27 protein-coding genes, 1 tRNA gene and 1 riboswitch are annotated in these 23748 nt (G+C 39.3%); of the genes, 15 read left to right on the forward strand and 13 right to left on the reverse strand.

Going from position 1 to position 23748, the window contains the following annotated elements:
• Positions 1–160: 160 nt before the first annotated feature.
• Positions 161–502 carry an outer membrane protein assembly factor BamE gene (bamE, locus tag A6B40_RS01585; RefSeq protein ID WP_025247737.1) on the reverse strand — a complete coding sequence of 114 codons (342 nt, stop codon included), beginning with the start codon at positions 500–502 and terminating at the stop codon, positions 161–163.
• A gap of 67 nt (positions 503–569) precedes the next feature.
• The gene (gene yejK, locus A6B40_RS01590; RefSeq protein ID WP_176671358.1) at positions 570–1571 is read right to left on the reverse strand and encodes a nucleoid-associated protein YejK; all 1002 of its coding nucleotides are present in this window, start codon (positions 1569–1571) and stop codon (positions 570–572) included.
• Between the two features lie 87 nt (positions 1572–1658).
• On the opposite strand from yejK, the gene A6B40_RS01595 reads away from it, so the two are divergent.
• The 3 genes from A6B40_RS01595 (at position 1659) to A6B40_RS01605 (ending at position 2982) form a co-directional block, all read left to right on the forward strand.
• Positions 1659–2048, forward strand: coding sequence for a RidA family protein (locus A6B40_RS01595; RefSeq protein WP_025217354.1), 390 nt, complete (start codon positions 1659–1661; stop codon positions 2046–2048).
• Between the two features lie 31 nt (positions 2049–2079).
• On the forward strand, positions 2080–2817 hold the full coding sequence (pgeF, locus tag A6B40_RS01600; RefSeq protein ID WP_176671359.1) for a peptidoglycan editing factor PgeF: 738 nt from the start codon (positions 2080–2082) through the stop codon (positions 2815–2817).
• An 89-nt stretch (positions 2818–2906) separates the two neighbouring features.
• Positions 2907–2982, forward strand: a tRNA-Ile gene (locus A6B40_RS01605).
• A gap of 10 nt (positions 2983–2992) precedes the next feature.
• Here the strand turns inward: A6B40_RS01605 and hpt are convergent.
• Positions 2993–3532, reverse strand: a complete 540-nt coding sequence (gene hpt / locus A6B40_RS01610) for a hypoxanthine phosphoribosyltransferase (protein WP_025217367.1) — start codon at positions 3530–3532, stop codon at positions 2993–2995.
• 56 nt (positions 3533–3588) lie between these two features.
• Positions 3589–4938 (reverse strand): metalloprotease PmbA, encoded by a 1350-nt coding sequence (pmbA, locus tag A6B40_RS01615; protein ID WP_176671360.1) that lies wholly within the window; start codon positions 4936–4938, stop codon positions 3589–3591.
• Positions 4939–5037: 99 nt separating this feature from the next.
• Between pmbA and yjgA the strand changes: the two genes are divergently transcribed.
• The 5 genes from yjgA to A6B40_RS01640 are packed head-to-tail and all read left to right on the forward strand — an operon-like array spanning position 5038 to position 7667.
• A complete protein-coding gene (gene yjgA / locus A6B40_RS01620) occupies positions 5038–5568 on the forward strand; it encodes a ribosome biogenesis factor YjgA (RefSeq protein WP_176671361.1) in 531 nt (176 codons plus the stop codon).
• 5 nt (positions 5569–5573) lie between these two features.
• On the forward strand, positions 5574–5945 hold the full coding sequence (locus A6B40_RS01625; RefSeq protein ID WP_176671362.1) for a SirB2 family protein: 372 nt from the start codon (positions 5574–5576) through the stop codon (positions 5943–5945).
• 7 nt (positions 5946–5952) lie between these two features.
• Complete coding sequence (locus tag A6B40_RS01630) at positions 5953–6666, forward strand: DUF554 family protein (RefSeq protein ID WP_176671363.1); 714 nt, start codon at positions 5953–5955, stop codon at positions 6664–6666.
• Positions 6667–6668: 2 nt separating this feature from the next.
• Positions 6669–7232 carry a UbiX family flavin prenyltransferase gene (locus A6B40_RS01635; protein WP_025247744.1) on the forward strand — a complete coding sequence of 188 codons (564 nt, stop codon included), beginning with the start codon at positions 6669–6671 and terminating at the stop codon, positions 7230–7232.
• Positions 7233–7667, forward strand: a complete 435-nt coding sequence (locus A6B40_RS01640) for a PNPOx family protein (protein WP_025247745.1) — start codon at positions 7233–7235, stop codon at positions 7665–7667.
• On the opposite strand, the gene A6B40_RS01645 is transcribed toward A6B40_RS01640, so the two are convergent.
• Positions 7660–8538, reverse strand: a complete 879-nt coding sequence (locus A6B40_RS01645) for a helix-turn-helix transcriptional regulator (RefSeq protein ID WP_176671364.1) — start codon at positions 8536–8538, stop codon at positions 7660–7662. The genes A6B40_RS01640 and A6B40_RS01645 overlap by 8 nt on opposite strands.
• Positions 8539–8635: 97 nt before the next feature.
• Between A6B40_RS01645 and A6B40_RS01650 the strand changes: the two genes are divergently transcribed.
• Together A6B40_RS01650 and A6B40_RS01655 are read left to right on the forward strand one after the other, a co-directional pair.
• Positions 8636–10708, forward strand: a complete 2073-nt coding sequence (locus A6B40_RS01650) for a TonB-dependent siderophore receptor (RefSeq protein ID WP_176671365.1) — start codon at positions 8636–8638, stop codon at positions 10706–10708.
• A 45-nt stretch (positions 10709–10753) separates the two neighbouring features.
• On the forward strand, positions 10754–12325 hold the full coding sequence (locus A6B40_RS01655; protein ID WP_176671366.1) for an alpha/beta hydrolase-fold protein: 1572 nt from the start codon (positions 10754–10756) through the stop codon (positions 12323–12325).
• Here the strand turns inward: A6B40_RS01655 and A6B40_RS01660 are convergent.
• The 4 genes from A6B40_RS01660 to A6B40_RS01675 are packed head-to-tail and all read right to left on the reverse strand — an operon-like array spanning position 12322 to position 14496.
• Positions 12322–12540, reverse strand: coding sequence for a sulfurtransferase TusA family protein (locus tag A6B40_RS01660; protein ID WP_138316967.1), 219 nt, complete (start codon positions 12538–12540; stop codon positions 12322–12324). The two genes, A6B40_RS01655 and A6B40_RS01660, sit on opposite strands and share 4 nt — an antisense overlap.
• Positions 12541–12587: 47 nt before the next feature.
• Positions 12588–13100 (reverse strand): hemerythrin domain-containing protein, encoded by a 513-nt coding sequence (locus A6B40_RS01665; RefSeq protein WP_025247750.1) that lies wholly within the window; start codon positions 13098–13100, stop codon positions 12588–12590.
• Between the two features lie 47 nt (positions 13101–13147).
• A complete protein-coding gene (tgt, locus tag A6B40_RS01670; protein WP_025342582.1) occupies positions 13148–14296 on the reverse strand; it encodes a tRNA guanosine(34) transglycosylase Tgt in 1149 nt (382 codons plus the stop codon).
• Between the two features lie 59 nt (positions 14297–14355).
• Positions 14356–14496, reverse strand: a complete 141-nt coding sequence (locus tag A6B40_RS01675) for a hypothetical protein (protein WP_176671367.1) — start codon at positions 14494–14496, stop codon at positions 14356–14358.
• Positions 14497–14589: 93 nt separating this feature from the next.
• Here A6B40_RS01675 and A6B40_RS01680 point away from each other — a divergent pair, with 93 nt between their 5' ends.
• The 3 genes from A6B40_RS01680 to A6B40_RS01690 all read left to right on the forward strand — a co-directional run bounded on the left by A6B40_RS01680 (position 14590) and on the right by A6B40_RS01690 (position 16480).
• A complete protein-coding gene (locus A6B40_RS01680) occupies positions 14590–15162 on the forward strand; it encodes a YceB family lipoprotein (RefSeq protein ID WP_176671368.1) in 573 nt (190 codons plus the stop codon).
• Between the two features lie 102 nt (positions 15163–15264).
• Positions 15265–15471 (forward strand): cold shock domain-containing protein CspD, encoded by a 207-nt coding sequence (gene cspD, locus A6B40_RS01685; RefSeq protein WP_025217381.1) that lies wholly within the window; start codon positions 15265–15267, stop codon positions 15469–15471.
• 97 nt (positions 15472–15568) lie between these two features.
• Complete coding sequence (locus A6B40_RS01690; protein WP_025217382.1) at positions 15569–16480, forward strand: DMT family transporter; 912 nt, start codon at positions 15569–15571, stop codon at positions 16478–16480.
• A gap of 195 nt (positions 16481–16675) precedes the next feature.
• On the opposite strand, the gene A6B40_RS01695 is transcribed toward A6B40_RS01690, so the two are convergent.
• From A6B40_RS01695 to ppx, 3 genes are all read right to left on the reverse strand, one after another.
• The gene (locus tag A6B40_RS01695) at positions 16676–17545 is read right to left on the reverse strand and encodes a MurR/RpiR family transcriptional regulator (RefSeq protein ID WP_025217383.1); all 870 of its coding nucleotides are present in this window, start codon (positions 17543–17545) and stop codon (positions 16676–16678) included.
• Positions 17546–17555: 10 nt separating this feature from the next.
• Positions 17556–18020, reverse strand: a complete 465-nt coding sequence (gene nanQ, locus A6B40_RS01700) for an N-acetylneuraminate anomerase (RefSeq protein WP_025247755.1) — start codon at positions 18018–18020, stop codon at positions 17556–17558.
• 224 nt (positions 18021–18244) lie between these two features.
• Positions 18245–19747 (reverse strand): exopolyphosphatase, encoded by a 1503-nt coding sequence (gene ppx, locus A6B40_RS01705; protein WP_025217385.1) that lies wholly within the window; start codon positions 19745–19747, stop codon positions 18245–18247.
• Between the two features lie 192 nt (positions 19748–19939).
• Between ppx and A6B40_RS01710 the strand changes: the two genes are divergently transcribed.
• Positions 19940–20269 (forward strand): DUF496 family protein, encoded by a 330-nt coding sequence (locus A6B40_RS01710; RefSeq protein WP_025217386.1) that lies wholly within the window; start codon positions 19940–19942, stop codon positions 20267–20269.
• A gap of 65 nt (positions 20270–20334) precedes the next feature.
• Here A6B40_RS01710 and nagE read toward each other — a convergent pair whose 3' ends face one another.
• Positions 20335–21783 carry an N-acetylglucosamine-specific PTS transporter subunit IIBC gene (gene nagE, locus A6B40_RS01715; protein ID WP_176671369.1) on the reverse strand — a complete coding sequence of 483 codons (1449 nt, stop codon included), beginning with the start codon at positions 21781–21783 and terminating at the stop codon, positions 20335–20337.
• A gap of 274 nt (positions 21784–22057) precedes the next feature.
• Positions 22058–22242, forward strand: a riboswitch (Lysine riboswitch).
• Positions 22243–22337: 95 nt separating this feature from the next.
• On the opposite strand from nagE, the gene lysC reads away from it, so the two are divergent.
• On the forward strand, positions 22338–23690 hold the full coding sequence (lysC, locus tag A6B40_RS01720; protein WP_138316970.1) for a lysine-sensitive aspartokinase 3: 1353 nt from the start codon (positions 22338–22340) through the stop codon (positions 23688–23690).
• The last annotated feature ends 58 nt before the right edge of the window (positions 23691–23748 follow it).

A 23748-nucleotide genomic window follows, 5' to 3' on the forward strand; every position in this document is an offset into this window, starting at 1 on the left:
TGAGGAGTCTAACAAGCAAATTTATGTTTGAAAAGAGGGATTAGAAAAATTTATTATAAAAATTAGAAAAATTAAGCCTAATTGCTGTTTTTTTATTCAAAATAGAAAACCCATCTTATTGAAAAGATGGGTTTCGTTACTTTTTTAATATTGGGTTTAGTTATTTCTGTTCTGCATTTGCAGCACTATCTTCAATTTTTGAAACTAATCCATTGGTATCAAAGTAAACAAATACATTGCGTTGTTCTGGATCTTTATAGCCTTCACGTTTAATAAAAACATAATCCCAACGATGAGTCTCAAAAATATTTTTAAGCATTGGTGTACCAAGTAAATATTCTACTTGTTCTGGCGTCATACCCACTTGAAGTTGGGCTATTTTATCTTGTTCTAAGTAATTGCCTTGTGGAACATCAATTCGATACACCACTTTTTCCACCGTTGAGCAAGCAGTTACACTCATTACGACTAAAAGTGTTGCTAAAAGAGATTTCATTTTCATAGATTGACCTTTTGATAATACAAAATTCAGATAATAAGATAATACCTAAACCAACAAAAATTTTCCATTATTTATTACGTTCTAGCTGATCACGCAAATTTGCCGGTAATCCTTTGATTGTTAAAGTATCGTTTAGTTCATCCCAAATCAAACGTTCGCCTAACAATTCTGCATTAAAGCTAATCGTTACCCCTTTGCCCGAGCCGGAAAACTTAGTGAGCGTTTTTAACGCATTACGCATTGGCGGAATATTCTCTTCCAAACCGTAATCTTCATTTTGGGTAAATTGGGCGAAATCCACCTCATTTAAGGTTGGCATTGCTTGGGCAAGTTCGTTTAATGCAATTTCCTCGCCACTGTTGATCTGCCCTTTGCAATATTCAAATACCTGCTTTTTCACTTCACGGGTTTGCGGAGCGGAAAGTTCGCCCTGCTCGCAATAATCGCTCACCGCTTGCAGTAAAGTTTGATTTTGCAGTTGTGGGTTAAATCCCTCTTCCGCACTTAAAAAATCCATAAAGAAATCAGCAATTTTACGCCCCACTCTGCCCTTCACAAAGGTCAAATAGCGGTTAGATGTCGCATCTAACTTCAATTCAGTTAAGTTAATTCGACAAGCAATATCATACTGAGCGATTTCTAAATATTGGGTGCGTTTTACCTCTAGTTGCTCGTCCACCAACATTGAGCTGCGGCTGTCAATTAAGGCGATAAACAGATATTCGGTAGCTAAAAACGTGTAACGACATAAAATAAAGGTGCCACCGTCGGCAAACGGATATTTCGCCAACTCTGTCGCCAACATTTTGGCACAACTATGGCTGAATGGTAGGAAATCGGTTTCTTGCTCCAATAAACGGTTAAGCTGCTGGGCAAATACTGACTCAGGCTTGAAAACACCGTAGGCTTTCGCTTTGGTTTGATAGGCTTGGTGAAGTTGCAACATCATTTGATCCACTTCCGGAGAAATGGCTAATAAATTTTCACGCAAAACCGTGTGAAGCTCAGGGTTCTCCCCCTCGGTTTTGTGCAACTGATGCAACACAATTTCAGAAACATTAATGCTCATTGATTTCTTCTCTTATTCTTTTTATTCCAAATAACGAAAAAAGATATTATCATTAATCCACTTATTTTTCATTAAAAGGAGTTCAAGATGACAACAGTAATTCACACTGAAAATGCCCCGGCAGCTATCGGGCCTTATGTACAAGCGGTCGATTTAGGCGGGATGATTTTCACTTCCGGGCAAATTCCGGTGAATCCACAAACTGGCGAAATTCCAACCGACATCGTGCAACAAGCTCGTCAATCGCTAAATAATGTAAAAGCTATTATCGAACAAGCAGGCTTAAGCGTAGGCGATATCGTTAAAACTACTGTTTTCGTGAAAGATTTGAACGATTTCGCTGCGGTTAATGCGGAGTACGAAGCCTTTTTCCGTGAACACGAACATCCAAACTTCCCTGCTCGCTCTTGTGTGGAAGTGGCTCGCTTGCCGAAAGATGTTGGTATTGAAATTGAAGCCATTGCCGTTCGCACATAACAAGCGGTTCATTTTCTGAGATTTTTTGCAAATGGATAAAATCAGCCCGAGCTGGAATGCGCCACGCCATATTCACGCTTTTACCACGGTTCGCACCAGTGGTGTTAGCCAACCGCCATTTGACAGTTTTAATTTAGGCGATCACGTAGGCGACAACCCTAGTGATGTAGCCAAAAACCGAGCATTGCTGGTGAAGAAATTCCAGCTTCCACACGCTCCTGTTTTTCTAACGCAAACGCATAGCACCCGAGTCATTCGCCTGCCTTACCACGGCACGGATTTGGAAGCCGATGCGGTTTACACCAACGAGCCAAACCAAGTCTGCCTAGTGATGACCGCCGATTGCCTGCCCGTGCTTTTTGTAAGCAAAGATGGTAAAGAAATCGCCGCCGCCCACGCAGGCTGGCGAGGTTTATGCGATGGAGTGCTAGAAGCAACTGTTGGAAAATTCCAATGTCCAAAAAATGAAATTTCAGTTTGGCTGGATCCTGCAATCGGAGCAAAAGCATTCCAAGTTGGGACAGAAGTAATTGAACAATTCTGTGCGTTTGATCCAAGAGCTGAAGAGGCTTTTATTCAAGATAGCTCTACAAGCGGTAAGTTTTTGGGAAATCTTTACCAACTTGCCACCCAGCGCCTCAATCAACTTGGAATTGCAGAGGTTTCAGGCGGAGAATACTGCACCTACACTCAAGAAGATTTATTTTTCTCTTATCGTAGAGATAAACAAACAGGGAGAATGGCAACCTTAATTTGGCGAGAGGAATAATATCCTACCTAGCTTAATAATTAACCGAGTAATCTTCTGCTACTAGACGACTACTCGGTTTTTCTCTATAATTCCAACCACTTTACTTACCCCCCATAGCTCAGTGGTTAGAGCAGGCGACTCATAATCGCTTGGTCGCTGGTTCAAGTCCGGCTGGGGGGACCAATTCTATCAGTTACTCATCAATCACCACTTTTCCGATGTAATCTAAATTACGGTATTTTTGGGCGTAATCGATGCCGTAGCCAACTACAAATTCATCAGGAATAGCAAAACCTACCCACTCAACCGGCACATCAACTTCTCGGCGAGACGGTTTGTCTAGCAAGGTACAAATAGCAAGCGAATTTGGCTCACGCAATTTCAAAATGTCACGCACTTTGCTTAAGGTAAACCCCGTGTCGATAATATCTTCCACGATTAACACATCTTTGCCGCTGATTTCACCGTCTAAATCTTTTAGAATTTTCACATCACGACTGGATTCCGTGCCACTGCCATAGCTGGACGCAGTGAGAAAATCCACTTCAACTGGTAAATCTAAACGGCGAACCAAATCCGCCATAAACATAAAGGAACCACGTAGCAAGCCAACAACCACCAAGTTTTTGCAGTGATTGTGCTGATAATAGTGGTTGATCTCTTTGGCTAATTCGTCAATACGATCTAATACGTCTTGTTTTGAAATTAAGGTTTCAATATGGTGTTTTTTCATTTTTCCTCCGAATAAAAGGGATACAAGCGGTCATATTTTTGCTGTTTTTTGCAAAACTATTCGCCCGAAACTTTCATTTTTTCTAATAAAATCGAGCCTGTTTGAATGTTTGAACGGTGTTCAATGTCATCGCCAACCGCCACTACATTTTTATACATCTCTTGCAGCTGCCCTGCAATAGTGATTTCCGCCACCGGATATTGAATTTCGCCGTTCTCCACCCAGAAACCTGCTGCTCCACGAGAATATTCGCCGGTAACGCTGTTAATGGCTGAACCGAGCATTTCCGTTACCAGCAAGCCGGTTCCCATCTCTTTGAGTAACGTATTCAAGCCGCCGCTGCGGTTTGGCTTCACCAACCAGTTGTGAATACCACCTGCGTGACCAGTGCTTTTCAGCCCCATTTTTCTGCCCGAATAGCTGGTCATTAGGTAAGTTTGTAGCACGCCGTCAATGATGATTTCACGATCTTGGGTCACTACGCCCTCGCTGTCAAAAGCTGATGAAGCCAGCTGGCGTAATAAATGCGGACGCTCTGAAATCGCAAACCAGTCCGGCAAAATTTGCTCGCCAAGTTTGTCAAGTAAGAAGCTCGATTTGCGGTATAACGCCCCACCGCTGATCGCCCCCGCCAAATGCCCGATCAAACCGGTGGCGACATCGTTATAGAAAATCACCGGCATTTCTGCGGTTTTAATGCGTTGCGGATTCAGGCGTTCCACCGCTTTAATCGCCGACTGCTCGCCCACCCATTTTGGTGATTGCAATTTGTCGAACTCTCGAGAAATGGTGTATTCGTAATCACGTTCAAGTTGATCTTCGTAAGCAGAAATCACGCTACACGACAACGAATAGCGGCTAGACAAATAGCTCTGCAACATGCCGTGCGTGTTGCCGTAAACCCGAATGCCACTATGCGAGTTGAACGTTGCCCCATCGCTGTTTACCACTCGCTCATCGGCATTTAGCGCATAATGCTCTGCTTCCACCGCTAACTCAACGGCTTGATCCACGGAAATATCCGCTTGGTGATAAAGCTCCAAATCGGGGGCATTAAATGCCATCATCTCTTTATCTGCCAAACCTGCACAATCATCTTCTGAGGTATATTTTGCAATGGCTAATGCGGCTTCGACCGTTTTTTGAATAGAGGCTGGTTGTAGATCAGAGGTAGAGGCATTCCCTTTACGTTTGCCTAAATAGACCGAAATGCCCAGCGAGCCGTCATTATTAAATTCAATATTTTCCACCTGTTCCAAACGGCTTGACACCGAAAGGCCTGCGACTTTCGTTACCCCAACTTCCGCTTCCGCCCCGGCTTTTTTTGCAAAATCCAAGGCGAATTCGACCGCTTGTCGTAATTCTAGCTCTTGCTGTTTCAGCATTTGTTTATCTGTAATCGACATTCTTATTCCAATAGTGATTTGAATTGATGACGTATATTCTAACTCAAAATTCTGCTAGAATATGGCATTTTTTATCGATTAGAGTTAAAAGGACAAATAATGGCGAAAAAACGTAGTAAAAATGAAATTGACTGGACAGATGACGAAGAAGAGATCATCTGGGTCAGCAAAAGTGAGATAAAACGAGATTCTGAACATTTAAAAAAATTAGGTGCGGAACTCATCGAGTTAACGCCACAAAATTTAGAAAAAATCCCTTTAGACGATGATTTAAAAGAGGCAATTCGCCAAGCTCAGGGCTTTAAAATGGAGGCTCGCCGTCGCCAAATTCAATTTATCGGCAAGTTGCTTCGTCACCGTGATCCTGAGCCAATTCAAGAAGCCTTAGATAAGGTGAAAAACCGCCACAACCAACAGCAAGCATTGTTGCACAAATTGGAGTTAGTACGTGATCAGCTGATCAATATGGGCGATGCGTCGCTAGATAACCTGTTAAACGAATATCCTCAGTTAGACCGCCAACATTTACGTAATTTAATTCGTGGTGCGGTAAAAGAGCGTGAGGCGAACAAACCGGCGAAAAATTATCGTGAAATTTATCAATACTTAAAAACGGAAATTGCGGAGTAATTATTATGGAATACCTATCAACTATCCTTAAGACCCATTTTGGCTTAGCTTACATCAGCTTAGTGTTATTATTAATACGTGGTTTTTTAGCCGCTAAAGCGGTTGATTGGAGACAATATGCCGTTTTACGCATTGCACCTCATATCGTTGATACTATCTTATTGGTAACAGGTATTGCTGCGGTTGCTATTTTCCTTGCATATGACTTTTTCACACTGCCACAATTTAGCTGGTTATTGCCTAAAATGTTATTTTTGGTGCTATACATCGTTTTTGCGGCTAAAGCCTTCAGAAAAGGGCAACCATTCTCATTGAAATTCTATCTGCTCTCCGTATTCTCATTTATGATGATTATGCTTACTGCAACCTTTAAATAGGATTATTATGATCGGACCTTTTGTTAATGCGGGAGCAGTTATTTTAGGTGGCTTATTAGGCGCTTATTTAGGCAGCCGGTTGCCTGAACGACTTCGCACTACATTGCCGCTCATTTTCGGTTTATGCTGCTTCGGCTTAGGAATGATGCTAACGGCTTCGGTAAAATATATGTCTGCTGTAGCCCTTGCTTTAATTCTTGGCACAATTATTGGTGAACTAATTTATCTCGAAAAGAAAATCGGGAAAGCAGCCAGCTCAGCACAAGGCATAATCGACAAAATTTTTCCGCCAAGGCACTCTCTATCTCAAGAAGAGTTTCTGGAAAAGTTTATTGCGATTCTCGTGCTTTTTTGCGTAAGCGGAACAGGTATTTTTGGTGCAATCAATGAAGGGATAACAGGCGATCCAAGTGTTCTTTATATTAAATCTATCTTAGATTTCTTTACGGCAATGATCTTCGCGACATCATTAGGCTATGTTGTAACAACCGTTGCCCTGCCACTTGTGATTATTCAAGCGATATTAGTTCTACTTGCATCAATCATAATGCCGCTTACCACGCCGAATATGTTAGCTGATTTTTCGGCAACAGGTGGATTGCTCCTGTTTGCAACGGGTTTTCGCATTTGTGGTATTAAAAATTTCCCGGTGGCGAATATGCTGCCTGCATTACTGTTAGCAATGCCAATCTCTTATCTTTGGGAACGATTAGTGAGTTAATGATGAAAAAACGTATTATTGTCGGCATTAGCGGAGCAAGTGGATTTCAATACGGCTACAAAGTCTTAGAACTGCTCAAGCCATTTGAAGAGATTGAAACCCACCTTGTGATCAGCAAAGGGGCGGAAATGACCCGCTCTCTTGAAACCGAATACGAACGTGAAGATCTTCTCGCCCTCGCGGATGAGGTGCATTCCATTCAAAATATCGGGGCAAGCATCGCCAGCGGCTCATTCAAAACCTCAGGAATGATTGTTGCCCCTTGTTCTATGCGAACGCTAGCCTCTATTGCTAATGGCTTTAGCGATAATCTGCTAACCCGAGCGGCAGACGTGGTGTTAAAAGAACGCCGTAAATTGGTGTTAATGGTGCGAGAAGCCCCTATCAACCTTGCTCACATTGATAATATGCGAAAAGTGACTGAAATGGGTGGCATTATTTTCCCACCCATTCCGGCATTCTACCAACAGCCAAAAAGTCTCGATGAGATGGTAACACATAGTGTCAGCCACGCCCTTTCTCTGCTAGATATTGAAATTCCTAATATGCCTCATTGGGGGGAGTGAATGCCCCCGATTCCTCATCATATTCTTGAATTTATTCAATCTAACCACGTGGTGAATTTTGCAGCTCATCACAATGATGATTTCTGGGCGGCAAGTTGCTTTTATGCCTTTGATGAAGAAAATACCCGTTTAATTATCTTAACAAGCAAAAAAACAAAACACGCCCAGTTAATGTTAGAAAATCCTAACATTGTAGGCACCATTTGCGATCAAGTAGAAAACATTCAAGAAATCGAAGGGATACAATTTTCTGCCATAGCAGAATGCTTGGAAGGAAATGAGGCAAACACCGCTTTGCAAATTTATTACCAAAAACACCCGCTTGCACGCTTAAAACTGAGCGATGTTTGGGAGTTATCCTTTAAAACCATTAAGCATACGAGTAATAAAGTAGTGTTTGCTCAAAAAACGGTGTGGGACAAAAACGCTACATAATCCCCTTAATCTTATCCCTTTTTACCTGACTTGGCGTTATACCGAAATGTTTCTTAAATGCTGTCGAAAAATTTTCCGCATTCGAGTAGCCGGCTAATTCAGCAGCTTGCATCACACTACGTCCATTTAACAAAGCATTATAAGATTGCTCTAATTTAGCACGTCTTAAATAAGCAAATATCGTAATTTTATGATATTTCTGAAACTCATTTTGTAACGTGGTTACATTGGTATGAAAATATTTCGCAATTTGCTTTAAATTCCAATTATCAAATCTTCCATTATCTAATGCTTCCGTGAGTTGATATACACGATCTTTTTTTAATGGTAAAGATTGCGTTAATTGTGAAAAGGCATTTGACAATAACGAAAGCAACTTACTTTCTTTTTCAATCATATAGAAAGGTTCAGATTCATTTTCTGGTAATAAGATTTCATCAATGAGTCTAAGCATAGGTTGTGTAACCGTAATGGAATACTGCTTTAAATGTTGCTTAAATTGATGATAACTTGATAAAGTCAGATAGCTTTCCATAATCCATTTAGGATAAAGAAAAATAACCAGCTCTTTTTGGTGTTGCCCTTTTTGAAATACCTTTTTACCCATTTCTGAACGGTTTAAGGGTAAAAAGGCTGCTTTAGGTTTAGTGCTTGCATCTAATTCAAAATATCCTGAATCAAAATGAATTTCTGAACGCCCATCCAACAAAATAACTAATCTTAAGCCTGATTCAAATAGGGCTTGCTCTTGCTCTACAGTACTATTTACTTGAATATCTGTATATTTCAACATAAGGTCTGTACGGAATCGATAAAGATCCACCTTTCCCACTATGTTTTTATTTTCATCAATAGTGATCGTCTTTCTCATACAAATTTTATTGCCCATAGAAAAAATTTTATTTTACAAAGGTTTTTTGCCCAAAAACAAGATATATTAATAATAATTCTTATTTGCGGAGAAATTCATGAAAAAAACACTATATCCACTCTCTTTAATTAGCCTAGCTTTAATGACATCCTATGTATCTGCAAACGATACAACAGCCACTCTTGATACTATTGATGTAAAAACAAAACTTGCCGCGACCACAGGTTATATTCCTGTTTACACCACTGTCGGAACAAAAACTGTTACTTCATTAGCCCGTACACCTTTTAGTGTTAATGTGGTTTCATCTGATTTAATGCAGGATCAAGCAGTACGTTCTGTCACCGAAGCTGTCGCTTATACCTCAGGTATGATGGGCGGTTATCGTGGTAATAATGCTCTCATTGAAATTTCAATTCGTGGAATTGGGCATAAAAGCGATGGCGGTGCAATCCCAACATATTTAAACGGATCTCGCTACCAAACCGCATTTGAAATCGATCCTTTCTTCTTAGAAAGTATCAATGTCATTAAAGGTCCCAATTCTATTTTATATGGGCAAGCTAACCCTGGTGGTGTAATGGATATTATCACCAAAAAAGCGAGTGGTAATCCACATCGCCAGTTACAATTTATTTTTGGCAATCATAACCGCTATCAAGTAGGGCTAGATGTTGAACAAAATCTTTCTGAAACTCTATCCGCCCGTTTAATTAGCCAATTGGAAAGAGCTAATTGGAATACTCAATTTGTGAAAGAAAAAGGTGGAGCTTTTGCACCAAGCCTTTTATGGAAACCTGCGACAAATACAGAACTCAATGTTTATGCTTACTATGCGAAAAAACCAAAAGCAGGCGATCGTAATTTCTTGCCAAAAGAAGGGACGATTAATAGCGTAAACGGAAAAAAACTTCCCTATGATATGTTCCTAAGTGATCCAAATTATCAAGGTTTAAAATCAGAGCAAATGCAAGTGGGCTACAATTTATCACATAAAGTCGCCCAAAGCCTGACATTCCGCCAGAATGCCAGTTACCATAATGGAGAGGAGAATTTTAAAAATTTAGTGTACTGGAGTGATATTGGCTCAGTTTTAGAACGTAGAGCTCGCCGTTGGGATGTAAAAACCCAGGAAATCAGTTTAGATAACCAATTAGAATTTGTCTTTAACACGGCAAATATCAATCATACTTTGTTATCCGGTATCGATTATAAACGAGTGCGTCAAGATCTAGATAACTATATGGGAATTGCTCCTGATTTTGATTGGCAGAACCCCGTTTATGGCGTGAAGGTTGCTGAACCTCACTTATTTTCAAGTGAAGTCAAGCATTTAAAACAGCTTGGGTTTTATCTGCAAGATCAAATGGAAATAGGTAATATTGACCTAATGCTAGGCGGACGTTATGACTTTGCTAAAAATAGTAACCAAGATCGTTTAGCAAATACCAGAGAAAGTAATAAAAATGGGGAATTTACTTGGCGAGCGGGTGCAATTTATAACTTTGAAAACGGCGTTGCACCTTACCTAAGCTACAGCACTTCTTTTGTACCGTCAGCCGAAAAAGATACTCAAGGAACCTTCTTAAAACCAACGACTGCCGAGCAATGGGAAATAGGAGTGAAATATCAACCGACTCAAGAAACCTTGCTCACCTTGGCAGGATTTAAAATTACACAAAAGGATTTAGCAAACTATCAATGGCAAACTCGCTCTTATGAACAAATTGGTAAAGTGGAAGCCAAAGGAATCGAAGTGAGCTTAAATCAACAGCTCTCGGATAAATTATCCGTATCCGCCTCTTACGCTTATCTCAAAAAAGAGATTACCAAAGATAGCGATGGCAGTACAATTGGTAAAACACAATGGGGTGTTCCTCGCCATCAGGCTTCACTTTGGGCAAAATATAAATTCTTTGATAAGCTAACCGCTGGCGTAGGCGTACGCTATATGGGAACGACTTTTGGCAATAACCAAAATACCTTTACCGTACCAGCCTATACGCTCTATGATATGTCAATTGGATATGATTTTATGCCTAATTTGAACTTACAGCTCAACGCACAAAATCTGACGAATAAAAAATATGTCGCCAGTTGTGCCAATAATTTTTCCTGTTTCTACGGAACAGAACGCAATTTAAGTGCGACTTTAAATTATCATTTTTAACCCCTAAACAGCCCTCGAATGAGGGCTTAAACTTTTGCAAAAAATATGAAAAAAACGACCGCTTGTATTCTTACCTTTCTTACTCATACCATGCTTTACGCTAACAATATGACGATTGAATTAAAAAAAGACGATTTCGTGCAAGGTAAATTGACTCAACTTGCTGAACAACCACTTTCACTTTCTATTATTTTCCAAGATCGCTCTACTCGCCTACTTGCTGAAAATGTCTTTGGCGAACAGGGTTTTATGTTTAAATCTGAACACAATGGCACGGCTACTTTTTCTATTTCAAACTATGGTCAAAATGTATCAGGCAATGATTTTAAATTAGAGATTGAACAGCATATTCCTGTCTCTGCTCAAATCGCTAAACCTAAAATTATAGAAAATCAACAACTTGCAGAATTAAGTGTAAAAATTGCAAAAAATCCTGAAAAACAGACCGCTTTCATTGACAATTTTTGGGATAAAGCAAAACAAGCAGGCACACCACTAATTGAACCATTAGACGGACAGCAAAGCCGAGTCACTTTTTTATGGCGTGGAGCAAAGCAAAATGTACGAATTTGGGGTGGTGTTTCAACCGATCACGACTTTATGGAACGCTTTGGCGAAACCGATTTATGGTATAAAAGCTATGTCGTACCTAATGATACTTTGGTTGAATATCGCCTTGCCCCTGATATTCCAACGTTACCTGTAGATGAATATACCCAACGCAGAGCCTTACTTGCAACAGCCCAAGCCGATCCGCTGAACAAAACACCCTACTTTGAGAAAATAGGGCAAAATCTACAAAATACAGATAAGTTTAACTACTACTCTCTTGTTAAATTAGCAAAAGCCCCAACACCATCTTATCTACTTGAAGACTCCAATATCACAAAAGGCACAATGCAAGAATTGGTTTTCGATAGTACCAAACTTGGGAATAAACGCCGATTATTTGCCTATTTACCAGAAAATTTTAATACGGAAAACAGCTATCCCATTCTCTACTTGTTTGATGGCGTGGAATATACTGAACGTGTACCGACAAAAACGATTTTAGATAATATGATTGCTCAAAAAGTGATTCCCCCGACTGTCGCTATTTTTATTGAAAATCCATCTAGTGAATCAAGACGAATGGAGCTACCTGCTAACCCAATTTTTACCCAAATATTAGCGGAAGAAATTGTTCCCTTTGCCGAAAAATCCATTGGTGTGAAAGCAAAAGAGCGGATTATCAGTGGTTCTAGCTACGGTGGATTATCTTCGGCTTATACTGTGCTAAATTATTCCCATCTATTTAAAAAAGCACTGATTTTATCAGGCTCATTTTGGTGGAATCCTAAAAATACACCGAGTGAAAATAGCAACTACATCGCATACGAATTTGCGAGCAAAGAAAAGTTGCCTGTTTGCTTTTTTATTAGTGCCGGATTTTATGAAGGCGGAAGATCGAATATATTGGAAACATCTCGCCATTTAAAAGATGTTTTACTGGCAAAAGGCTACCCTGTGACTTATATGGAACAATCAACTTCCCATGGCTATTTAGCTTGGCAAGGGTTAATTAGTGAGGGATTAAAAGCATTATTAGGTAAAGGGGCTTGTCAACACTCCGACTAGGGAATGGTAAAAATCACCAGATTTTCGACCGCTTGTTCATCGCACTTAATCAGCCATTGCTGCTCTTCAGCCAATAATTCAAAATCAGCGAGGCTACTCTGCTTATTTAAAATAAGCGTTAAACTATCACTTTTTTGGAGATCGAGCATCGCTTTTTTCGCCATCAATAACGGCAAAGGGCAAGCGTAGCCGGTTAAATCTAAAACATATTCCATTTCTCAATACACAAAAGGCAAACTTGTGGTTTGCCTTTTTACTAAAATTACAGTTTGCGGCGATCTGCCATTACTTTACCCATTTCCGATAATTTTTCCTGAGCTAAATGTTCACGCCCTAGTTCGAAAAGTGGCTCTTCAATCGCAATGTGCACATCGTAACCTGCCACAAAGCGAGCAATCAGATCACGGTCAATATTTTCACGTTTGCCTGCCAGTAGATCTTCCAGTTGGGAGGATAAATTGTCCCAATTTTTGTGTAAATCCACGTGCTGACGCTCTAGTTCGTCCACTTCTGTCTGGGCTTGGGGTTGCACTTTAATCAGCTCAGGGAAGAAATCATCTTCTTCATCGGCATGGTGAAGTGGTGCGGAAATGTTGAAATAATTCAAAATTTGCTGAACGTCATTTTTCACCGCTTGGTTAATGCCATTTTTCTCAAGGTAATCAGGCAAAATTTGTAGTTGCTTACAGAAACTTTTAACTTTGCCGTGGCAAGCGTAAAGCATATCAATCGGCTCTGCCCAGCTGGCGAATGTTTGGGGTTCGAGTTGTTGCATAGATACTCCTTGTAAGAAAAAGGACACGAAGCCTCGTGCCCTAATATTTATTTGTTAATTTCTGACTGTAACGGTGGCACTTCTTTGCCGATGCGGGCATAAAATTCCACCACGAAATCATCAAAGCGATCATCTTCAATCGCTTGGCGAATTTCTGCCATTAAGCGTTGGTAATAACGCAAGTTGTGAATGGTGTTTAATCTTGCGCCTAAAATTTCACCGCATTTATCTAAGTGGTAAAGATAGGCTTTGGTGTAATTTTTGCAAGTGTAGCAATCACATTCTGGGTCAAGCGGTGTAGTGTCTGCACGGTACTTCGCATTACGGATTTTCACGATGCCGTTTGTCACAAATAAATGTCCGTTACGGGCATTACGGGTTGGCATTACGCAGTCAAACATATCAATGCCACGGCGAACGCCCTCCACCAAATCTTCCGGCTTGCCCACACCCATTAAGTAGCGAGGTTTGTCGGCTGGAATTTGCGGGCAAACGTATTCTAAAATGCGGTGCATATCCTCTTTCGGCTCACCTACCGCTAAGCCGCCCACAGCATAGCCATCAAAACCGATTTCGACTAATTTTTCCACCGAGACTTTACGCAACTCTTCGTAAACACCGCCTTGAATAATGCCGAATAACGCATTTGGGTTTCCCAATTCGTCAAAGCGATCACGAGAACGTTTTGCCCAACGTAGTGACATTTCCATCGATTGTTTAGCGTAGTCGAATGTCGCTGGATACGGCGTACATTCATCAAAAATCATCACGATGTCTGAGCCAAGATCGTATTGGATCTCCATTGACTTTTCAGGCGACAGGAAAATTTTCTCACCACTAATTGGATTTTGGAACGTTACACCTTCTTCTTTGATTTTACGCAATTTGCCAAGACTAAATACTTGGAAACCGCCAGAATCAGTCAGGATCGGGCCGTGCCATTGCATAAAATCATGCAAGTCACCGTGCATTTTCATCACTTCTTGCCCTGGGCGTAGCCATAAATGGAAAGTGTTGCCGAGCAAGATTTCTGCCCCTGTCGCTTTAACCTCTTCAGGGGTCATTCCTTTTACTGTGCCATAAGTGCCAACCGGCATAAATGCAGGCGTTTCTACGGTAAATTCGCCTTTCGGGCGGCTAAACGTCAAACGCCCACGGCGAGCGTTACCGCTCGTTGTTTTTAATTCGTATTTCATTTTCTATCCACAAATAAACAGTTCGTGAAAGCGGTCAAAAACCGCTAAAAATTTACCAATTAGAATCCGAAGCTCGTTCCAAGCCCAAGTCCGATTCCAACACCATTGGAGCCGCCGCCGACTCCTACATTGCCACCTACACCCGTTGATGAACAGGCAACAATAGTTAAAATGCTAATGCATAATAAGAATTTTTTCATTTTTTGCTGTCCTAAAAGAAAAAGACGGGCTATGATAGTCCGATGCTATTTTACCTTGTTTAGATGATTAAACCTAATTTAAAAGAGTAAATTATGAAATTTTTACGTCAATGCACTACTTTATTGGTAGCATCCACCGCTATACTCTCTGCAAAAGCTAACCTACTCAGTATTAGTGAAGCCGAAATTAACGAATATCTATCCACTAAATTAAGTGAAAAAGTTCCGCTACAAGACAAAGTGGGAGTTCCCCAATTATTTGAATTAGATTATAACCTCCACTCTTTAACAAGCCAAATTGGCAGAACTGATGAAAAAAAAGTGGCTATCTCAGGTGCTATTGATGGGATACTAAAAGCACGAGGCAGGAAATATGATGCCTCTATTCAGCTAAATATGGATACAACGCCTTATTACGATCCAGAAAAAGGGGCGTTATTTTTAAAAGATGTAAGATTGCTTAATTGGTCTGCCACACCGGCTAAATATCAATCTGAATTACAGATGTTTTTACCGATGCTTGCTGACGGTCTAGCCAGTTTTTTGAGTGCTACACCAGTTTATACTCTCGATGAAACCCAAATGAAAGAAGCAATGGTGAAGAAATTCGGTAAAGCCATTATTGTTGAGAATGGTAGCATAAAATTAGAAGCCTCAATTTTTTAAAAATTTTGTGATCTTTGTCTAATTTCCAAACTTTAATGGTTGAAATTTTGAACATTTTATTTAACAATCCGATTATCGTCATTCATTATTTGGGAGATTTATATGGATATCGGTATTGTTAAATGGTTTAACAATGTAAAAGGATTTGGTTTTATTACATCAGACGTATGTGAGGGAGATATTTTTGCTCACTTTTCTGAAATACAAACAGAAGGTTACCGTTCGCTAAAAGTTGGTCAAAAAGTAGAATTTGAATTAATTCAAGGTGAACGTGGTGCATCCGCAACAAAAATTACCCCTATTGAGTAAAAAACATTATATTTATTCAAACTTCTTGTTATTCTAAATAATATTTCTTAATTAATGCTCGGCAGGAATGCCGAGCCATTTCTGTTTGTTTCAGATTATGCTATCTCCTCACTCATTAATTTTAATCAATTTAATTTATATTTTCGGTATTGGGCTAAATATCGTATTACTACGTTTTTTAAGTTTACATTTCGATCCTCTTAATAATAATGGTGTACGTTTTCTTGTAGGAGGGTTAGCTCTCTTATTAGTGATTTTATGGAAATTCCGCTCATCTCTTAACCAACTTGCAAAAAGCCCCAAATTGTTAGCCATCGCCTTATTTATTGGGCTAATGATGTCAGCGAATATGTACTTTTGGCTAAAAGGTGTGAAGATTACAAGTGCAGTAACTGCTTCTATTTTTGGCGTATTAGCAATGCCCTTCGGCATAATTATCGCTGCACTATTTTTTAAAGATGAAAGAGAAAAAATCAAAAACAAACGCTTTTGGTTAGGCTCATTGCTGACTATTTTAGGCTCTTTAGGGTTTGTTTGGTATGGAAAAACCATTTCAGTAGGGGAAGGGTTTATTCTAGGTTCTGTTTTCCTCTTTCTGTCAATTATTATCCGAAATATCCAAAACTTAGTTGTAAAATTTAGCCGAGAGCTTAATGTATTCACCTTAAGCTGTACGACCTCGCTTACAACCTCAATATCAAGTCTATTTCTCAGCCAACAAGCGGGTAAAATTAATGATATTTTTGCAACACCTGATTGGTTGCTATTTATGCTTATGGCGGTGGGAATCTATGCGATTTTAGTTGGTATGGTTCTGACTTTTCACATTATCCGCACACAAGGACTTGTCACTTATCAAGTGCTAGAACTCTTAATACCTGTATCAACTGCCATTATCGCTCATATAGTGCTTGGTGAACATATATCGCTAGTGCAAATAACCTTTGCTTGTGTAGTAATTTTAGGTGCAAGTATCGCATTAAGATTGGTAAAGTTTCGGAGGAAATAGCAGCACGACTACTTACTTGCTTATTTCTTAGTTAAAGTACCATGCATCAACAACGCTAAAATTATTTTAGTAGTTTTTTATCTCAATAACTATAAATTTGTTTATTTTAAAAAGGCTTTATTTCATTCGTTTATACTTAAAAATAAAAAACCTTTGGCAATATCTATCAACCAAAGGTTTCTTTTAGCCTAATTATTAGCTTTTTACTCGCTGCTCTAAAATTACATTCAGTGTTTTTTGTTTCTGTTTCATTGCTGTTTCAGGTTCTGCTTTAACTAGCAAAGTGTAGATTAAATCTAGCACAAATAACTGAGACATTTTCGTACCGATAGAATCTCCTTGCATATGTCCTTGGCGATTACCATTAATCAGCACATAGTTTGCTTCTTCCGTGACAGGGGAACGCAAATTATGTGTAATAGCAATGGTAGTGGCTTTATTAGCCCGAGAGAAACGGAGTGATTTCACCACTTCCTCAGAATAACCAGAGTGGCTTATACCAATAACCAAATCTCCTTCTTCAACAAGGGCTGCTTGCATATACATAAAGTGATTATTCGTTACCGCATCAGTTTGTAACCCAATCCGCATTAATTTATGCTTTGCATCTTCCGCAGTAAGCCCTGATGATCCTACACCAAATAAGAAAATCCGTTTTGCTTTACGTAACTCCTCAACTACTTTTTCTAACACTTCAAAATCTAACAGATTGATCGTCTCAGTAATCACGTTGCTCAAGCTCGCTTTTAATTTTTCAGCGATATCTTGAGTTGTATCAGATTCAGCAACATCGGTGTCTAATAACACACGGTTATCTTGATTTTGTGTTGCTAATTCAATTGCTAACTCTAATTTAAAATCCGTATAACCTTTAAAACCTAGAGTACGACAAAATCGGATAAAGGTTGCCTCCCCTACATCAAGCTGACTAGCAACCTCAGAGAGTGAACATTGATTTAATAATTCAGGCTGTGACAAAATTGCTGCCGCAATTTTCTTCTCGGTTTTTGTTAAACTGTTTTGAAGAGAACTAATAGTATTCAGAATTTTTCCACGAGCAGACATTTTTCGCCCCCTAAATTAACTCGGCAGGCACTTTCACCACCAATTTTTTCAATGTTTTATTGCCGTTTACCGCATTGCCAGGCTTGTGCGGTTCGTAAGGAAAGAAAATGGCAAACATATTTGGCTTAAGCACCACTTCATTTTTGTCATCAATCGCATCAGTGAGTTGATAGTCGTCTTCATCACGATATTCGTCATATTTACTTAAATCAGGCTGGCTCAAGCCGTATTCAATCATCTCTTCGCCTTCAATCAATAACTGAATATCCACGAATTTACGGTGCATTTCCGCTTTTTTACCTTCTGCTGTGCTAGTTTCAAAGCTCATCACATTCATTCGGATACCTTCTTCTAGCTCTTGCCAACCTAACTCTAAATTGGCTAAATCTAATGTTTTAAGCTTTTGGCAAAGGCGAGAAAATACCGAGGGCAGTGATTTCACATAATCATCTCTTGATAAATCGGCTAAGATCATATAATTCTCCTTAAATGATAATATAATAAAGCACTCCACAATTACTCTTTTTATGAAGATATGCTCCAATACAAGTAGAATAATAGCTTATATAGAGAATCTCAATAGAAAAACATTAAAAATGAGAACTTGATCAAATTTTGAGAGCGAATTGCAAATTTTAGAGAGAACTTATCCGCTTGTAAGAATTAAAATGGACGTACCCTTACGTCCATTTTTATAAGTTAAGAAATATTAAAAATAAGATCGGTATTACCTAACATTTTCTGCTCTTCCTCCAAATCGATTAATATCAGAGGATTATTTGTTAAGAAATCTTTCTCAAATTTTAAGTGCCAATCGTTATTTTCAATCGTTAAATCAAGCTGCTTTGGTGCAACTGTTGCTTGTCGAGAACGATTTAGTAATACAGCTAAACGGAAAACTCTGACAAGCGTTAAAATATCTCGGCACTGATAACGATTGATACTGCGGATATCTGAACGCTTGAAACCTTTGATATGATATCGCATTAATACCGCTAATAGTGTTTGCTGTTCAAAATCAAAGCCTGGTAAGTCACGATTAGCAATCAAATAAGCAGAATGGCGATTAAGATTATTATGGTTTACTACAATCCCAATTTCGTGTAATAAACTTGCCCATTTTAATATTGAACGTAAATCTTGTACTTGTCGGCGATTTTTCCACGTTTTGATTTGGTCAAATAGAATGAGAGCCGTCTGCTCTACTCTTTTTGCTTGCTGTTTATCTAAATCAAACTGCTCTGCTAATGCTTCGGCCGTACGTTGACGAATATTCCCAACCTGAAACCCTTTTTCCAGCCCATACATTACCCCTTCTCGTAACGCACCATTTGAATAGCGTAATACTTCAATTCTAAATGTATGGAATAAGGCAAGCAAAATCGCTAACCCTGGCACTAAAACATCCGCTCGCTCATCAAGTAAACCCCGCAATTTAATCTCATTCAGTGATTTAAACCCTAAGCAAATATCAATTAGTTTTTGTAAGCGAGATTCCGTAATTAAACCATCACGATAGCCATTAGCAATCAGCACTTGATGCACAGTTTTAATGGTGCCTGATGAGCCAAGCGCATAAGTCCAACCAAGCTCTTGATATTCCCACATCAAATCTTCAATTTTTTCCATTGCAGTTTGATAGGCGCTATCAAAACGCTCAATGGTTAGCTCTCCATTAGGGAAAAAGCGTTTGGCAAAGCTCACACACCCCATATGGCGACTTTCTGCTCGAATAGGCGTGAAATTATCACCAATTGTAATTTCAGTTGATCCGCCACCAATATCCACCACCAACTTTCGCCCTGTTTCTGGCTGAGTATGGCTGACACCTGAATAAATTAACCGAGCCTCTTCTTGACCAGAAATAATTGAAATTGGATAAGGAAACACTTCTTTTGCGTGTTTAAGGAAATCTTGATTATTAATCGCCCTTCGCAACGTATACGTACCAACCACCTTTACATTCTCAGGTGAAAAGCCTTTCAAACGTTTTGCAAATAAGGCTAAGCAAGCCACCCCTCTATCAATAGCTTCTTGACTAAGTATTAAGTTTTCATCCAGCCCATCAGCTAATCGTACACGGCGCTTAAGACGAGAAAGGACTTGAATTGAGCCATTCACAATACGGGCTACAATCATATGAAAGCTGTTTGAGCCTAAATCAATTGCAGCAAATTCACGAGGAGCGATATTTGATGACATAACAAAATCCCTTAATAACTATAAATGATAAGATATTACCATTTTTAAGCTAAATATCACTACAAAATTTAACGAACTTTTTGATAACAGATTTAAATCATAAAATTAACACAAAATTTTTTGACGAATTGGCAGAAAAAGACTAGGATTTACTTAATTATTTTCAATAAAACTCAACTAAGAGAGGTCTTTATGTCTGAAGTAAATAAATCATTCCACGATATGTTGGAATATGTACATCTTTACCGCCTAAAAAACAAATTACACCGAGAAACTGCTGATAACGATCGCAAAATTCGTGATAACCAAAAACGTGTATTGTTATTGGATAATCTAACTCAATACATTACAGATGAAATGTCTATTGAAGAAATTCGAGCTATTATTGCCAATATGCGTGATGACTACGAAAACCGTGTTGATGATTATATGATTCGTAACGCAGAACTTTCAAAACAACGCCGTGAAATCCGCCAAAAAATGGCAGCTCATAAACAAGCACCAACGAATAAAAAAGCATAAAATTCAAGCGGTCAATTTCTTGCAAAATTTTGCGAAAAATTAACCGCTTGTTTATTGCTTCAGTTTTAGAGTTTCTTCATCGCGTCTGCAACAAATTCCGCCTCTGTGCCCAAAATAACTTGGAATGCGTTTCCCCCTAATTTGATATTACCTTTCGAGCCTAATGCTTTTAATTGCGCATCATTGACTTTTGAAACATCTGCTAAGGTTAAACGTAAACGTGTAATACAAGCATCAATATTGAGTAAGTTTTCTTTACCGCCTAGGGCATCCATAAACTGTTTTGCTCGTTCTTGATGAGATGTGGTATTGACTGCTTGTGCCTCAACATCATCTTCACGTCCCGGTGTTTTTAAATTAAACACTTTGATCACCATGCGGAAAAGCACATAGTAAATCACTGCGAAAACTAAACCTTGTACCAACAACATATACCATTGAACGGCAAGTGGGTTGCGGCTAGATAAGACTAAGTCTACTAAGCCCGCACTAAAACCGAAACCGGCAATCCATTCCATAGATGCAGCAATGTAAACTGAAAGGCCAGTTAATAACGCGTGTACCACATAAAGCACAGGTGCTACAAACATAAAAGCGAACTCAAGGGGCTCAGTAATGCCGGTGAAAAATGATGCTAAAGCGGCTGCGAACATAATAGATGCCACTTGCACTTTTTTCGCCGGTTTTGCACTATGATAAATCGCTAATGCCGCTGCCGGTAAACCAAACATCATAACAGGGAAGAAACCAGCTTGGTACATACCAGTTACGCCTACCACTGCTTTGCCTTCCGCTAACGACTTCGCACCGCCTAAGAAGTTTGGAATATCGTTAATGCCTGCTACGTCAAACCAGAACACAGAGTTAAGTGCGTGGTGTAAGCCAACAGGAATTAATAAACGGTTGAAGAAAGCATAAATACCAGCACCGACAGAGCCCATATCTTTGATTGATTCACCGAATGAAACTAATCCACCGAAAATAACAGGCCATACATAAAGTAAAATGAAGGCAACCACGATCATCACAACCGATACTACAATCGGCACTAAACGTTTACCGCTAAAGAAGGATAACGCTTTCGGCAATTCCACTTGGTAGAAACGGTTATAAAGTTCTGCTGAAATTACACCCACTAAAATCCCGATAAATTGGTTGTTGATTTTACCGAATGCTGCCGGTACTTGATCAACTGCAATACCTTGTAATTGAGCCACAGCTCCCGGTGCAAGCAAGGTGGTAATCACCAAATAACCGACTAAGCCGGATAATGCTGCTGCCCCATCTTTTTCTTTTGACATACCAAAAGCAACACCCACAGCAAATAAAATCGACATATTATCAATAATTGCCGCACCGGATTTGATTAACAATGCCGCCAGCTGGCTGTTTGCCCCCCAGCCGTCCGGGTCGATCCAATAACCAATCCCCATTAATAGTGCTGCAGCCGGTAAAGCCGCCACTGGCACCATTAAGGCTCTACCGATTTTTTGTAGATAACCTAAAATACTCATACAAACCTCCAATTAATTAACTCATATTGAGTAGAAATAGAATAGAAAAAAAGCATTTTAGAGACAATCACCTAAATTAAGTTTTGTGATCCATTTCAAAAAAATTTTAGAGTAAAACTTCAAGCGGTCAAATTCTTACAAAATTTTACGAAAAAATAACCGCTTGTTTTCACCCCTCGTGCTAAGTTTTTCAAATATTCATTGACAAAACTGAGATAAAAAGGTATTTCTATACCGTTTTTTCAATCCATTGAAAAAAGAGTAATGGCATTGCCATTACAGGAGAGGTGCAACACTCAGGCAACTTAATTTAAGGCAACTAGGGCCGTTTGAGAATTAAGTGATGGGAGTGATTGCCGAGGTGTGAATTCACTAGACTGGAATTAACATCGGCTGAGCAGGTTGAATCCTATCAGCTGTCATTTAATAGCAAATATTAAATGGAGTGCTCTGATTAATTGGTTCTCTAATCAAACCGTATAATCTACTCAAATTTCCTTTCCGAATATCCCCTAACACAACATTTATCTATTTTGTTTTAAGGAAATTTTATTATGTCTCATCTTTCTGTGGCTAAATTCGGTGGTACAAGCGTTGCTAATTTTGATGCAATGACTTCTTCTGCCAATATCGTTATTGCTGATGCAAACACTCGTGTAGTGGTACTTTCTGCCTCTGCCGGCGTGACTAACTATTTAGTAGAATTAGCCAACGGTTGCGAAAAGGAAAAGCGTGATGAAATCATCGCTGCAGTTGGTCAAATTCAATACAACATTATCGAAAAATTACAACAACAAGATAATGTTCGTGCTGAAATTGATGAATTATTAGCCCACATTGAAGCCTTAGCAGAATCCGCAAGCCTTGCAACCTCTGCTGCATTAAGCGATGAATTAATCAGTCATGGTGAAATGATGTCCACCAAAATCTTCACCCAATTATTAATTGAGCGTAACCATCCTGCTGTATGGGTTGATGTTCGTGACGTTGTTGCGACAAATAACCATTATGGTAAAGCAGCACCAAATGACGAAAAAACACAGACTCAATCTGATAGCATCATTAAGCCATTAATTGAATCAGGCAAAATTGTCATTACCCAAGGCTTTATTGGTCGTGATGATGAAGGAAAAACAACTACATTGGGTCGTGGTGGTTCAGATTATTCTGCAGCCCTATTAGCCGAAGTATTAAATGCTAATGATGTGTTAATTTGGACAGATGTTCCAGGCATCTACACAACTGACCCACGTGTTGTACCAAACGCACAACGCATTGATACAATGGCATTTAATGAGGCTGCTGAAATGGCAACCTTTGGTGCAAAAGTATTACATCCTGCAACCTTATTACCGGCCGTGCGTAGCAATATTCCTGTTTATGTAGGTTCAAGTAAAGCACCGGAACAAGGTGGCACCTGGGTAACCCGTGATCCACAACCACGTCCAACTTTCCGTGCTATTGCGTTACGCCGCAACCAAATTTTATTAACGCTTTCAAGTCTTTCGATGCTTCATGCTCAAGGTTTCTTAGCAAATGTATTTGCTATTTTAGCAAAACACAAAATTTCAGTAGATGTGATTACCACATCAGAAGTAAGTGTAGCCTTAACCTTAGATAAAACAGGCTCAGCATCGTCTGGGGCTGAAATGCTATCAAGCGAATTATTAGACGAATTAAACGCTTATTGCAATGTACAGGTAGAAACCGATTTGGCCTTAGTTGCGATTATTGGTAATAACCTACATGCTCAATCTGGTGTAGCTAAGAAACTATTCAATACACTTGAAACTTATAACATTCGATTAATCAGCTATGGTGCAAGTAGTAACAATGTATGTACACTTGTTAGAAACGAAGATGCTGATGATGTTGTTCGTGCCTTACACAAAGGTTTATTTGAATAAGTAATTATAGTGTAACAAGCGGTCATTTTTGTAAAATTTCTTACCAAAATGACCGCTT

It is taken from the genome of Mannheimia varigena (genome assembly GCF_013377235.1).
In the GTDB taxonomy this organism is placed as follows: Bacteria; Pseudomonadota; Gammaproteobacteria; order Enterobacterales; family Pasteurellaceae; genus Mannheimia; species Mannheimia varigena.